At 67.5% G+C, this 13,501-nt stretch carries 8 protein-coding genes; 7 read left to right on the forward strand and 1 reads right to left on the reverse strand.

Going from position 1 to position 13,501, the window contains the following annotated elements; translation table 11 throughout:
- Positions 1-94: 94 nt before the first annotated feature.
- The 7 genes from IQ292_RS17855 to IQ292_RS03370 all read left to right on the forward strand — a co-directional run bounded on the left by IQ292_RS17855 (position 95) and on the right by IQ292_RS03370 (position 9,914).
- Positions 95-2,035, forward strand: a complete 1,941-nt coding sequence (locus IQ292_RS17855) for a sialate O-acetylesterase (RefSeq protein WP_203308913.1) — start codon at positions 95-97, stop codon at positions 2,033-2,035.
- A 272-nt stretch (positions 2,036-2,307) separates the two neighbouring features.
- Positions 2,308-3,411, forward strand: a complete 1,104-nt coding sequence (locus tag IQ292_RS03345) for a glycoside hydrolase family 27 protein (RefSeq protein ID WP_238940783.1) — start codon at positions 2,308-2,310, stop codon at positions 3,409-3,411.
- A gap of 11 nt (positions 3,412-3,422) precedes the next feature.
- Complete coding sequence (locus IQ292_RS03350; RefSeq protein ID WP_420853645.1) at positions 3,423-4,208, forward strand: SGNH/GDSL hydrolase family protein; 786 nt, start codon at positions 3,423-3,425, stop codon at positions 4,206-4,208.
- Complete coding sequence (locus tag IQ292_RS03355; protein ID WP_203308914.1) at positions 4,205-6,520, forward strand: glycoside hydrolase family 31 protein; 2,316 nt, start codon at positions 4,205-4,207, stop codon at positions 6,518-6,520. Before IQ292_RS03350 ends, IQ292_RS03355 begins: the two co-directional genes overlap by 4 nt.
- A gap of 2 nt (positions 6,521-6,522) precedes the next feature.
- Entirely contained in the window at positions 6,523-8,142 is a 1,620-nt protein-coding gene (locus IQ292_RS03360) for a DUF5597 domain-containing protein (protein WP_203308915.1), read from the forward strand.
- A gap of 2 nt (positions 8,143-8,144) precedes the next feature.
- The gene (locus IQ292_RS03365) at positions 8,145-9,302 is read left to right on the forward strand and encodes an endo-1,4-beta-xylanase (RefSeq protein WP_203308916.1); all 1,158 of its coding nucleotides are present in this window, start codon (positions 8,145-8,147) and stop codon (positions 9,300-9,302) included.
- A 30-nt stretch (positions 9,303-9,332) separates the two neighbouring features.
- A complete protein-coding gene (locus IQ292_RS03370; RefSeq protein ID WP_238940784.1) occupies positions 9,333-9,914 on the forward strand; it encodes a hypothetical protein in 582 nt (193 codons plus the stop codon).
- A 107-nt stretch (positions 9,915-10,021) separates the two neighbouring features.
- Here IQ292_RS03370 and IQ292_RS03375 read toward each other — a convergent pair whose 3' ends face one another.
- The gene (locus IQ292_RS03375) at positions 10,022-13,462 is read right to left on the reverse strand and encodes a TonB-dependent receptor (protein ID WP_338057577.1); all 3,441 of its coding nucleotides are present in this window, start codon (positions 13,460-13,462) and stop codon (positions 10,022-10,024) included.
- Positions 13,463-13,501: the final 39 nt, after the last annotated feature.

Raw genomic sequence — 13,501 nt, forward strand, 5'->3', positions numbered from 1 at the left:
CGGCTTTTCCGCGCTTTGCGGATGACGTGATGGATTGACCGAGCCACCCGACCCTTCCTAGTCTGGCAATCGTCAGACAAGAGGAGAGGGTCGGGTGATCGCACGTTGGCTGGTGGCCGTCGCCACGGTGAGCTTGCCCGCCGCCGCCGCGGCGCAGGACTCGCCGCTGCTCGCGAGTCTGTTCAATGACCACGCGGTCCTGCAGCGCGACCGCCCGATCACCGTCTGGGGCCATGCAAATCCCGGGGAAACCGTCTCGGTCGCGTTGAGCGGCGCACGGGTCAGCGCCCGCGCCGACATGCGCGGCGCATGGCAGGCGCAACTTCCGCCGCTCCCCGCCGGCGGCCCCTATGTCCTGTCCGCACAGGCCGGCGCCGTGACGCAGCAGGTGTCGGACGTGCTGGTCGGCGACGTCTATCTGTGCGGCGGCCAGTCCAACATGGAGTTTCCGGCCCGTCAGTCGACGGGCGCCTGGGGCGGTCTTGCCCCCAAGCCCGAGCCGATGCTGCGCTTTGCCCATGTCGAACATGACAGCGCCGCCGCTCCCCGCGACGATCTCTCCAAGCCGGCGCCCTGGCGGATCGTCGATTCGTCGAGCGTCGGGGATGCCTCGGCCGTCTGCTTCTACATGGCGCGCTCGCTCCAGCACGATCTGAAGATACCCGTCGGCTTCGTCGATTCCGACTGGGGCGGTACGACGATCCAGAGCTGGATCACCGCGCCGTCGCTGGCGACCCTGCCGGACTATGCCGATGGCGCGGCCAGTCTCGCCTTGCTCGCAAAGGATCCCGCCGCGGCCCGCGCGGCCGAAGCGCGGCGTGGCGAAGCCTGGTGGCGACGCAACGACCCGCGCTGGGCAGCGACGCGGCGCTGGTCGGACCCGGCGTTCGACGATGCCGCCTGGCCGACCCTGGCCCTCGCCGGCTCGTGGCGCGATGCCGGCATTCCGGCGCTGGCGGCGTTCGACGGCGTCGTCTGGCTGCGCAAGACGGTGGACCTCAGCGCGGAGCAGGCTGCCGCGGCGGACCGGCTGCTGCTCGGCCCGATCGATGCGCACGACACCGTTTGGATCAACGGCCGCTGGACAGGGAGCAACGGCGTCAACTGGTTCTGGCGCGACTATGCGGTACCGCAGGGCGCCTTCCACGCGGGACGCAACGTCATCGCCATCCGCGTGCTCGGCGGCGGCGGACCGACGGGCCAGCCCGACAACCGCCAGATCAAGCTGAAGGACGGCACCGCCATATCGCTCGCCGGACACTGGTCGTACCAGCTTGGCGCCGCGCTGAAAGGCAAGCCGCCCAGCGCCCCCTGGGAAGTTCCCGCCAGCCTCGCGACGCTGAACAACGGGATGATCGCCCCGATCGCGCGCTACGGCTTCCGCCTTGCCGCCTGGTACCAGGGCGAATCGAACGTCGGCGACGCGAAGGGCTATGCGTCGCTCCTGCCGATGCTGATGCGCGACTGGCGCCGACAGACGAACGATCCGGCACTGCCGTTCCTTGTCGCCCAGCTCGCGACGCTCGGCACGCCAGCGACGGCGCCCGGTGAATCCGGCTGGGCGGACATGCGGGACGTACAGGCGAAGGCCGTACGCGCCGATCCGCATGCCGGCCTGGCAGTGACGTTCGACCTCGGCGATCGCTACGACATCCACCCGACGCAGAAGATGATCGTCGGTGAACGGCTTGCCCGCGCCGCGCGCGTGGTGGCTTACGGCCGCTCGGTCACACCCGGGGGGCCGGAGGTGACCGCGGTGGCGCGCGATGGGGCGGACCTCGCCGTGACGTTCCGCAACGTCTCGGCCGGGCTGCGGACCTACGGCGCCGCTCAGGCGATCGGCTTCGAGACCTGCACCGCCACGGCCTGCCGATATGTGCTCGGCACGGTTGCGGGCGACCGGATCGTGCTGGCGGGTGCCAACGGGCCGGACGTGACGCGCGTCCGCTATGCCTGGGCGGACGCACCCTATGTCAATTTGTACAATACCGACGATCTGCCTGCGGTGCCGTTCGAATGGCCCGTGACCCCGTGATCCGACGCTGACGGCGCGCGCGAGCGTGGCAGCGGCGGAAATAGGCCGGGCCGCGGGACCGCTTTGCCCCTTCCGTATTGTCAGGCCACAGGATACGGTAGCGGTCACATGCCAAAGGGCAAGGAGGGGAGGCAATGATGCCGGGGCACTTGTGGCGGGCCGCGCATGCCGTGGCGCGAGCGGTGATGGCGCTAACGACCGCAATCGCAATGCCCGCGCTGGCGCAGATTCCCGCGGCCACGCCCGCAGCGCCTCCGCCGCCATCATCGGCGATGTCACCGATCCTGGCCGCGACGCCGCCGATGGGGTGGAACAGCTGGAACAAGTTCGCCTGCACCGTCGATGCTGCGAAGGTCCGCCGCGTCGCGGATGCGATGGTCGCGTCCGGCATGCGCGACGCGGGCTATGTATATGTCGTCATCGACGATTGCTGGCACGGACCGCGCGACCCGAACGGCTTTATCACCGCGGATACCGCGCGCTTCCCGGACGGGATCAAGGCGCTCGCCGATTACGTCCACGCGCGCGGGCTCAAGTTCGGCATCTATTCCGACGCGGGCGCGAAGACCTGCGGCGGTCGCCCGGGCAGCCAGGGCCATGAATATCAGGATGCGCTGACCTATGCGCGCTGGGGCGTCGACTATCTCAAGTATGACTGGTGCGAGACGGGCACGCGCAACGCGGAGGAAGCCTATCGCACCATGGCGGCGGCGCTTGCGGCGAGCGGCCGCACCATCCTGTTTTCCCTGTGCGAATGGGGCACGGCCAAGCCATGGCTCTGGTCGCCGCAGGTCGGTCAGATGTGGCGCACGACCGGTGACATCACCGACAAATGGGACGGCAAGCACGGCTATTCGCTCGGCGTCGTCGCCATCGCCGATCTGAACGAGCCCCTCTGGCCGTTCGCCGGCCCGGGCCATTGGAACGACCCCGACATGCTCGAAGTCGGCAACGGCGGGATGAGCGACACCGAATATCGCAGCCACTTCTCGCTTTGGGCGATGATGGCCGCGCCGCTGATCGCAGGCAACGACATTGCGGCGATGGACGCGCCGACCCGCGCGATCCTTACCAACCGCGAGGTGATCGCGATCGACCAGGATCCGCTCGGTCAACCCGGCCGCCGCGTCGCACGCGACGGCACGCGCGAGACATGGGTACGCCCCCTGTCCGGCGGCCGACGCGCGGTGCTGCTGTTCAACCGTGGCGAGGCGCCGGCACGCGTCGCGGCGACCTGGGATCAGCTCGGCTATCCCCCGTCGCTGCGGGCCCGGGTCCGCGACCTGTGGGCGCATCGCGACCTGCCCACCGCCGCCGGCACGATCGCGGCCGACGTGCCCGCGCACGGCGTCGTCATGCTCACCGTCTCTCCGTGAAGGACCATCCATTGACCCGGTTCCTGCCCACGCTTGCCCTCTTCTCTGCCGCGATGTGCGCCGTACCCGCCGCGGCGCAGGTCGCGGCCCCGGCGGATCCCTTTGCCGGTGATCCGACTGGCATCGTCGCCGATCCCTGTCCTTCGCATGGCAAGGTCGATTGGGCGGTGCAGCACGCCCATGATCAGGCACGCGATTTCGGCCAGCTGTGCCGGTACCGTGCCGCCAATGCCGCGCTGACCGAGCGGCCGCGCGTCGTCTTCGCGGGCGATTCGATCACCGACAACTGGATCAACCTCGACCCTTCGTTCTTCACTCACGGCCTCGTCGATCGCGGCATCAGCGGACAGACGACACCGCAGCTGCTCGTCCGCTTCCGCCAGGACGTGATCGACCTGCACCCGCGCGCGGTTCACATCATGATCGGCACCAACGACATCGCCGGAAACACCGGTGCCGCGGCGATGGAAACGGTGGAAGGCAATATCGCGAGCATGGCGGACCTCGCCCGTGCGCATGGCATCCGGGTGATCCTGGCCTCCGTTCCGCCCGCCGGAGCCTTTCCCTGGGCCAAGGACAAGCAGCCCGTACCGCAGATCGCCGCGCTCAACCGCTGGATCGCCACCTATGCGAAAAGCAACGGCTTCACCTATGTCGACTATCATCCCGCGCTCGCGACATCGGACGGCGCGATGAAACCCGGGCTGGCCAGCGATGGCGTCCATCCGACCGCGGCGGGCTATGCGGCGATGCGCCCCCTTGCCGAGGCCGCAATCGAGAAGGCGCTCGGTCGATGAACCGCTTCGTCATGACGCTCGCCCTACTGCTCGCCGGCACGGCGCCGGTCGCGGCGCAACGGTTGGCGACGCTCGATCGCAACGGCGCGCGCGTGTCGATCGAACCCTATGCACCCGGCATCGTGCGCGTGACGATCGCGACCAGCCGGGACGAGGCGGAGGGTGCGCCGGGCTACGGCATCACCGGCAAGAGCGACGCGGCGGGCTGGCGCCACAGCAGCGACGCGAGCGGCGACACCTTCGCCTCCGCGGACCTGCGCGTCACCGTCGCCGCGCAACCCTGGCCCAAGCCGCCCAGCCAGATGGAGCGCTATTTCGCGCCCTCGCTGCCCCCCGTGTCGATCAGCTTCGCGCGCGTCGACGGCAGCGCGCTGACCGCCATGAACGGCTGGGAAAAGGCGCCGCATGACGTCGCGGGCGAGCATACGTTCCGGGTCGGTGCGACTTTCGCCGATACCCCGGCGACGCATTATTACGGCCTCGGCCAGTATCAGGACGGCGTCCTCGACCTGCGCGGCCGCACGATCGACTGCCGCCACGACTATGACCGTCCCTCCGGCGAGGCGGTGTGCGTGCCCTTCATGGTCACGGACCAGGGCTATGGCATCCTGTGGGACAATCCCTCGGCGACCACGGTCTCGCCCGGATTGCTCAACGCGACGCATTTCCAGTCGAACGTCGGCGAACGCGTGTCCTTCTTCGTCATCGCCGGTAGGACGACGGACGATCTCTATGCCGGCTATGCCCGCCTGACCGGCGCGACGCCGCTGCCGCCCAAGGCCGCCTTCGGCCTCATCCAGAGCAAGGCGCGCTACGAGACGCAGGCGGAACTGACCGAGATCGCCGACGGCTATCGCCGGCGCGGCCTGCCGCTCGACGTCATGGTGCTCGACTGGTTCTACTGGACGCGGATGGGGCAGCTCGACATCGACCGCTACGCCTTCCCCGACCCAGCCGCCATGAATGCGCACCTCAAGTCGATGGGCATGCGCAGCATCGTCAGCATCTGGCCACGGTTCGAACGCGAGAGCCGCTGGTTCGACACGCTCGCCGCGAAGGGCTGGCTGCTGCACGACAAGGACGGCAAGCCGGTCGACGGTCTGCCCATACGTTCGGACAGGGCCGGCGCATTGATCGATTCGACCAATCCGGATGCGCGCGCCTGGTATTGGGACAAGATCCGCGACGACATCTTCAGCCAGGGTTTCGATTTCGCCTGGCTCGATGAAACCGAACCCGACCTCGTGCCCGACGGTTATTTCTACAGCATCGGGTCGGGCGACCGCTATCACAACGTTTTCCCGCTGCTGCACACGGGCGCGGTCGCGGAAGGATCGGCGAGGGACCGCCCCGACCTGCGCAACCTGATCCTGTGCCGCGCCGCCTATCTCGGTGCGCAGGCGAACGGCTGTCTGTTCTGGTCGTCCGACGTCCAGTCGACCTGGGAGGCGCTGCGCCGCCAGGTGCCCGCCGGCCTCGGCATGACGGCGAGCGGCATCGCCTATTGGTCCAGCGACACGGGCGGCTGGCAATGGCCGAACGGTCCGTCCGCGCAGCATCCGGTGCTCGTCGATCCTGCCGGCGCGACCGCCATGGCGCCGTCGTACCGCGATTATCCCGAGCTCTTCGTCCGCTGGTTCCAGTATAACGCCTTCACGCCGACCCTGCGTATCCACGGCCAGCGGCCTGGCACCGCGCTCTGGCAATATGGCACGGCGGCCGAGCCGCTGCTCGCCGCCAGCCTGCGGCTGCGCTACGCCCTCATGCCTTATGTCTATGCGCTCGGACGGCGGACGAGCCAGACCGGCGCGCCCTTCATGCGGGCGCTGTTCATGGACTTCCCGGACGATGCCACCGCAAAGTCGCTGGGCGACGAATATACGTTCGGTCCGGCGTTCCTCGTCGCGCCGGTGACGGAGCAGGGCGCGACATCGCGGCGCGTCTGGCTGCCCGCCGGGACCGACTGGTACGACTGGTGGACCGACAAGCGGCTTGCGGGCGGCCAGTGGATCGACGCGGCCGCGCCGATCGACCGCATTCCCCTGTTCGTCCGCGCCGGGTCGATCGTGCCCATGGGCGTGCAGGTGCCGAGTACCGCGACCGCACAGGCCTTGGAGCGCATCCGCGTCTATCCCGGTCACGACGCCAGCTTCACGCTCTACGACGACGACGGCACGACCAACGCCTGGCGCAAGGGCGGTGGCCGCAGCGCGATATTGCGCTGGGACGACGCCGCCGGTCGCCTGACCGCGAGCGGTGCGCTGCCCACGGGTCAGGCGCTTGCGCCCCTGGTCAGCGTCGTGGGGCGATGACCATGCGCCGCCCCGTCGCCGCGCTGCTTGCCCCCCTTCTCGCGTTCGCCTCGATCCTCCCCGCCGGCGCCCAGACCCCGCTCCCCCGGATCGAGACGCATGACGGGCGGCACACGCTCTTCGTCGACGGTGCTCCGTTCCTGATGCTCGGCGCGCAAGCCAACAATTCCAGCAACTATCCGGCCGTATTGCCGCAGGTGTGGCCGACGCTCGAGCGGCTTCACGCGAATACGCTGGAAATGCCCGTGGCCTGGGAACAGATCGAACCCGAGGAAGGCCGGTTCGACTTCGGCTGGGTCGATACGCTGCTGGACGGTGCGCGCACGCATGGCAAACGGCTGGTCCTGCTCTGGTTCGGGACCTGGAAGAACACGGGCGCCAGCTATGCGCCCGCGTGGGTACGAACCGACCACGCCCGCTTTCCGCGCATGGCACGGCCCGATGAAAAGACCAGCGTCACGCTGTCGCCGCACGCCGAAACGACACTGGCGGCCGACTCGCGCGCCTTCGCCGCGCTGATGCGCCACCTCAAGACCGCCGATCCCGACCATCGCGTCATCATGGTGCAGGTCGAGAACGAAACCGGCGTCTACAACCAGAAGCGCGACCTTTCGGCTGCCGCCGACAAGGCGTTCCAGGGTGCGGTGCCGGCGCCGCTCGCCCGGCGCGTCGGCAGGAGCGGAAGCTGGACGCAGGTCTTCGGCCAGCTCGCCGACACGGCCTTCAACGCCTGGGCGACGGCGCGCTACGTCGATCGCGTCGCGGCGGCCGGCCAGGCGGAGCTCGCGCTGCCGATGTACGTCAACGCCGCGATCGGCGACCCCTTCGCCGCGCCCGGCACCGGCGGCGGCGCGAGCGGCGGTCCCGACATGCAGGTGATCGACATATGGAAGGCGGCGGCTCCGCATATCGCGCTGCTCGCACCCGACATCTACAATCGCAACGGCACTACCGTGCTCGCGGTACTCGATCGCTATGCCCGGCCCGACAATGCCTTGCTCGTGCCGGAGATCGGCAATGCCGCCGACTATGCGCGCTTCCTGTGGGCGGCGCTGGGCCGGGGGGCGATCGGCTTCGCGCCGTTCGGCATGGATGACACCGGCTATGTCAATTATCCGCTCGGCGCCAAGGTGCTGGACGAGGCGACGCTCGCCGCCTTCGCCGAGCCCTATCGGCTGATGGCGCCGGTTGCGGGCGCCTGGGCGCGGCTCGCCGGCACGCATCCTACCTGGGGCACGGCGAAGGGGCATGACGATACGGCGCAAAGCGGCACGCTGGGCGCCTGGAAGATCACCGCGCACTATGGATTGTGGTCGTTCGGCGAACCCGAATGGACGCACCTCTCCGCCGATCCCGCCCCCGGCGTCGGTCGCCCGGTCGGCGGCGTGGCCGCGATCCAGCTGGACCCGAACCGCTTCCTGGTCGCGGGATCCGACGTCCGCGTCCGTTTCGGCCGCGCGGACGGTCGGGAAAGCGAGCTGCTGCGCGTCGAGGAGGGCACGTTGGCGCCGGACGGAACATGGCGCACGAGCCGCATCTGGAACGGCGATCAGATCGATTACGGCCTCAATCTCACCCATCCTACGCTGCTGCGCGTCACGCTCTGGACCGGAAAGAACTAGTCATGCCTACAATGCTCAACCGCCGCGACCTGATCGTCAGCGCCGCCGGTCTGATCGCCAGCGCACCGCTCGCACCGGCCCTTGCCGCCGCGATGCCTGACGCGGCCGGGACCGAAGCTGCCGCGCTCAAGGACGTTGCGGCGCGCAGGCGGCTCCGCTTCGGTACCGCGCTCAGCTTTGGCGCGCTGACCCGCGATCCCGCCTATGCCGCACTGGTCGCCCGGCAATGCGGCCTGCTCGTCGCCGAAAACGAGATGAAGTGGCAATGGCTGCGTCCGACACCGACCACGTTCGCGTTCGATCGCTTCGATGCCATCCTCGGCTGGGGCGAGGCGCACGGCATAGCGGTGCGCGGCCACAATCTGCTGTGGCATCAGCCGAAGTGGCTTCCCGCCTGGCTCAACGCGTATGATTTCGGCAGCGCGCCGCATCGCGAGGCGGAACGCCTGCTGACAACGCATATCGATACGGTGACGCGGCGCTACGGGACGCGCATCAAGAGCTACGACGTCGTCAACGAGGCGGTGAATCCCAAGGACGGCACGCTGTATGAGACGAGCCTGTCCAAGGCGCTCGGCGGAACGGAGCCGACGCTGGACCTCGCCTTCCACACCGCCCGTGCCGCCGCACCGCATGCGCAATTGGTCTACAACGACTATATGAGCTGGGAGCCCGGCAACGACGCGCACCGCGCGGGGGTGCTGCGCCTGCTCGAAGGGTTCCGTCGGCGTGGCACGCCCGTCGATGCGCTGGGCGTGCAGTCCCATCTGATCACCCAGGGGCTGCCGACCGCCAGCCATGTTGCGGCGCTTGAGGGGCCATGGCGCGCGTTCCTCGATGCGGTGACGCACATGGGCTATGTGCTCGTCGTCACGGAGTTGGACGTGCGCGACAACATGCTGCCCGCCGACATCGCGGTACGCGACCGAGGCGTCGCGGAATTCACGCGAGCCTATCTCGACGTGACGCTCGCCTATCCGCAGCTGACCGACGTGCTGTGCTGGGGACTTGCGGATCGCCATAGCTGGATCGAGGGCTTCGAACCTCGGCGCGATCGCGCCCCGCGCCGCCCGACCCTCTACGACACCGCGCTTCAGCCCAAGCCGATGCGCGCCGCCGTCGCCGCCGCGCTTGCCACGGCGCCGATCCGGACCGGCTGACCCGCCGGCCGCATAACAGGGAGAAGGATGATGAAGACATTTGTTGCCCTATCGCTGGCGACACTATATGCGACCGTCGCGATTGCGCAGACGGCGCCCGCGCCTTCCGCGCAGCCGAGCATCTTCGACAAGGCGGTCAACCAGCCGGGGATCGGCTGGGCGCTCTACGGTCCAAACCAAAGCGCCAAACAGGTACCGGCCGCCGACGTGCCGGGTGGCGCCGCGGTGCGCGTACAGGTCACGCGCGCCGGCGCGCATCCATGGGATACGGGCGCGTCCTATCCCACGGTGAAGCCGATCGCGGCGGGCGATACGGTGCTGGTCATGGTCTATCTGCGCGCGCCGGATGCGAAGGAGGACGCGCCGCTGACCATTCCGCTGGGTGCCACCGGTTCGGAGGCCCCCTATCCGCAGATCGCGACGGCGACCGCATCGGTCGGCCCAGGCTGGAAGCGATATTTCGCCAGTGGCGTCGCGTCGCAGGCCTTCGCCGCGGGCAAGGCCAACATCTCGCTGCAACTGGCCGGCGCCAAGCAGGTCGTCGAGGTCGGCCCGGCCTTCCTGCTCGATCTCGGGCCGGGCGTCGATCCGGCCAAACTACCGCACAACTGAGCCGTCGCCGCCGAAGCGGGCAAAAAAGAAGGGCGCGTTCCGATCGGAGCGCGCCCTTTCCAGTTGGGGAAAACCGGGCGGCCGGCCAGGGCCGACCGCCCGCAAGTTCAGAAGTTGCCGCGCAGGATGAACGAATAGCGGCGATCGTTGACGAAATAGGATCGCGGCGCCGTCGCGTTCGAGCCGCTGATATACGCCTGCTCCGTCTTCACGACCTGATTGGCGAGGTTCACGCCCTGGACGCCGATCTTGATGTACTTGTTGATGTTGATGAAGGCCGACGCATCGAGCTGGCCGCCCGCCGACTGATAGATCGACGTGTACGGGAAGATGACGTCCGCCGCGGTGAGCAGATACTTGGAACGCCAGTTGTACGCCGCGCGCAGCGAGATCGGCCCCTTCTCGTAGAAGACGGTCGCATTGGCATTGTGCTTCGACAGACCTTCCAGCGGCAAATTGCCGGGCGTGATGTTCGACGTGCCGGAAGGCGAGCCGCCATTCAGGAAGGAATTGGGCAGGCCCGAACTGTCGATATACGAGTAGTTCAGGCTTGTCCCTAGACCGCTTAGGAAAGAGGGCAGGAAATCGAACGTCTGCTGATAGGAAACCTCGACGCCCTTGATCTTGCCATAGCCGTCGAAGTTCGCCGGCCCGCGAACGAGCACATTCTGCGAGATACCCGCACTTTGAATCGTACGGTTCGTGACCGCCTGATAGAAGAAGTTGTGCACCGACTTGTAGAAGGCATCGACCGACAGCTGCCCAACACGACCGAAATACCACTCGAGTGTCGCGTCGAACTGCCAGGCGGTGGCCGGCTTCAGATAGGGATTGCCCGCGGTCGCGGTCAGTGTCCCGCTGCCGGTGTCGAATCCGACGGTCAGGAAGTTGCGGATGTTGGCGAGATCGGGGCGCGTCAGCACCTTCGATGCCGCCAGACGCAGGATCAGGTCCCGGCTCAGCCCGAACTTGAGGTTCGCGCTGGGCAGCCAGTAAGCATAATTGTTCCGCGCGACTTCCGCCGTTGTGATGCCGGTAGAGAATTGTCGGAGGGCATTATAGCCCGCGCGGCCGAGGGTACACACACCGCTCGGATTGACCGGCTGCGGCTGGCCATTTTGGGCGGAAGGCGGCGGGCAACGAGAGTCAAAGTCATCTAGGGTACCGGTTTGCGCCCTTGATGGCGCACCGATCGATCCCGCCGACGTCACGTCGGTCACCACATAACGCACGCCGACGTTGCCGCTGAGCCGTACGTCGCCGAACACCGGCCCCGGCGATGCGAAGTTCAGCTGCGCATAAACGTTCTTGTCCTGCTGAGTCACCTTCTGGATTTCGGACGGAAGGAACGGCGTTCCGGCGACGACGCCCGCGCGCTGGGCCAGCGGCGACCAGCCGGTCGCGGTCGAGCCATTCGCTGCCCAAGCCGCCTCCACCTGCTGCAGCCGCTTGGCCGATCCGTCATAATCGTTGATCAGGTCGCCGGTATAATAATAGCCCCCCACCGGTCCCGGAGTCGCGCCGCGGAAGAAGTTGGGGAAATTGTAGAAGGCGGTGTTGTTCGGCGACTGGGCGATCGAGACGGGCGTATTGCCCGCCCACGTCTCGCTCAGCACGCCCCAATTGTAGGTGCTATAGCGCACGTCCATCGAGCGGTCGGCATAGCGGGCGCCGAACTTGATGTCCTTGACGAAGCCACCTTCGCCGAACTTATAGTCGAAGTCACCCTTGAACGCATATTCGCGGCCTTCGGACTGTTCGATATGGTCCATGGCCGCGCGCCAGAACTGTACGCGCGGGTCGGAGAAATACTGCTTGTCGGTCTCGCCGACGACCACCGGGTTGGGGGCCGCGCCCGACCACGTGTAGTTCAGCTGGTTGGGCTTGTGCGGCACGACCACGGGCAGATTGCCGGTGATGTTGAGTTCGGAATCGGCGAACGTCGAACCGAAGGTGCTGAAGTCGAGATTGTAGTGCTCGGCCTTGGTATAGTCGCCGTCCAGATTGACCGACAGGCGGTCGCTGAGCTGCGTCTTCAGGTTGAGGCCGAAGTCCTTGACCGTGTTTTCATCGAAAACCTGACGACGCGACAGCGATTGTTGCGTGCCGCCGGCCGGTACGAAGCTGGCGGAGGTGCTGGGGCCAGTGCCGCGATAGGCGACGTTGCCCGGGTAGGTGATATAGCCGCTCTGGAACAAGCCGTTCGCGTCGTAGACGTAATTCTTGGTCGAGCCGACCGGGCATTCGGCGCGGGTCGTGTTGTTGCCGTTCGACGGCGCGCCGTCGGTATTGCCGAGACATCCGAACGGATAGGTGCTGTATTCCGACAGATCCGGCGCCGTTTCGAACGTGTGCTCACCCCATTCGTTGGTCGTGTGCGTACGCAGGAACTGCGCGGTCAGTACCGTCTTCTCGTCGTTGCTCTGCCACTGCGCCGCCAACGCGACGCCATCGCGCTTGCGGTCATAGTCCTGACTGCGGAATTGGCCGCCGATCGGGGCATAGCGCACACCCGCCGGGTCGAGGAAGCCGTCCGCCCCTGGCGTGTTCGCCGCGCCGCAGGCCGAACCCGCGGCAGGCAGCGTCGTGGTGTCGGTGGTGCCAGGCAGCGCGTTGCGGCAGACGAGCGTCGTGGTGGAGTTCGCCGCGATCGCGTTCTGGTTGTCACGGGTCTGGAAATTGGTGACCTGGATGCCGTCCGCGCGACTACGGATACGCGAATAGGATACGTCGCCGAGCAGGCCGAAGGTGCCGATGTTGGTCTGCCAGGTATCGCTGACCAGGATCGAGCCGGTCGGCGACCACTTCTTCTCGAAATCGCCGTAATTCGCCTCGGCGTCGACGCCGATGTGCAAACCCTTATTGTCGAACGGCTTGCGCGTGTTGAGGTTGACGGTACCGGCCAGACCGCCCTCGATCGTCTCGGCAGTCGCGTTCTTGTAGACCTCAACCGAGCCGAGCAACTCGGCGGGCACGTCGGAAAAGTTGATCGCCTGACCACCGATGCCAGCCGAGAAGGTGTCGCGGCCGTTAAATTCGGAACGGACGAAGTTCAGGCCGCGCACGTTGACGCCCGAACCCTCGACCGAGAAGTGGTCGGGGTCGTTCGACCCGGCGAAGCGGCTGATCGCGACGCCCGGCACACGCTGCAGCGCTTCGGTGACGGAGCGGTCGGGCAGTGCGCCGATATCAGACGCGGTGATCGCGTCGACGATGGTGTCCGCGTTACGCTTGATGTTCTGCGCGTTGGCGAGGCTCTGACGGATGCCGGTGACGACGATATCGTCGGGACTCGCGCCGCCGGTCGATTGCGTTTCAGCCTGGACGTCGGCGGGGCTGGTCGCCGCGCCGGTGGCGGTGGCGACACCGACGGTGCCTTCGCCCGCTTTCGCGCCGGTCGGCGACTGGCTGGTGTCCTGGCCCGACAGCGGGCGCGCCTGCGCGACGCCAAATGGGGCGGCGATGCACAGCGCCGTGACGGAAGCGCCGCGCAGCAGGCGAACGATGGAACGTGCAGTGACAGTGGACGGCGCGACAGGGCGCATCATTGGTCCTCCCCTAAATACGATCGCGGCACTGCTTGCGGC

It is taken from the genome of Sphingomonas beigongshangi (assembly GCF_016820445.1).
GTDB classification, from domain to species: domain Bacteria; phylum Pseudomonadota; class Alphaproteobacteria; order Sphingomonadales; family Sphingomonadaceae; genus Sphingomonas; species Sphingomonas beigongshangi.

What these genes read in the sequence shown, in the direction of transcription:
- IQ292_RS03370 (WP_238940784.1), top strand. Translation starts at nt 9,333, where the DNA reads ATGAAGACATTTGTTGCCCTATCGCTGGCGACACTATATGCGACCGTC.
- IQ292_RS03365 (WP_203308916.1), top strand. Translation starts at nt 8,145, where the DNA reads ATGCCTACAATGCTCAACCGCCGCGACCTGATCGTCAGCGCCGCCGGT.
- IQ292_RS03345 (WP_238940783.1), top strand. Translation starts at nt 2,308, where the DNA reads ATGTCACCGATCCTGGCCGCGACGCCGCCGATGGGGTGGAACAGCTGG.
- IQ292_RS03360 (WP_203308915.1), top strand. Translation starts at nt 6,523, where the DNA reads ATGCGCCGCCCCGTCGCCGCGCTGCTTGCCCCCCTTCTCGCGTTCGCC.
- IQ292_RS03375 (WP_338057577.1), bottom strand. Translation starts at nt 13,462, where the DNA reads ATGATGCGCCCTGTCGCGCCGTCCACTGTCACTGCACGTTCCATCGTT.
- IQ292_RS03355 (WP_203308914.1), top strand. Translation starts at nt 4,205, where the DNA reads ATGAACCGCTTCGTCATGACGCTCGCCCTACTGCTCGCCGGCACGGCG.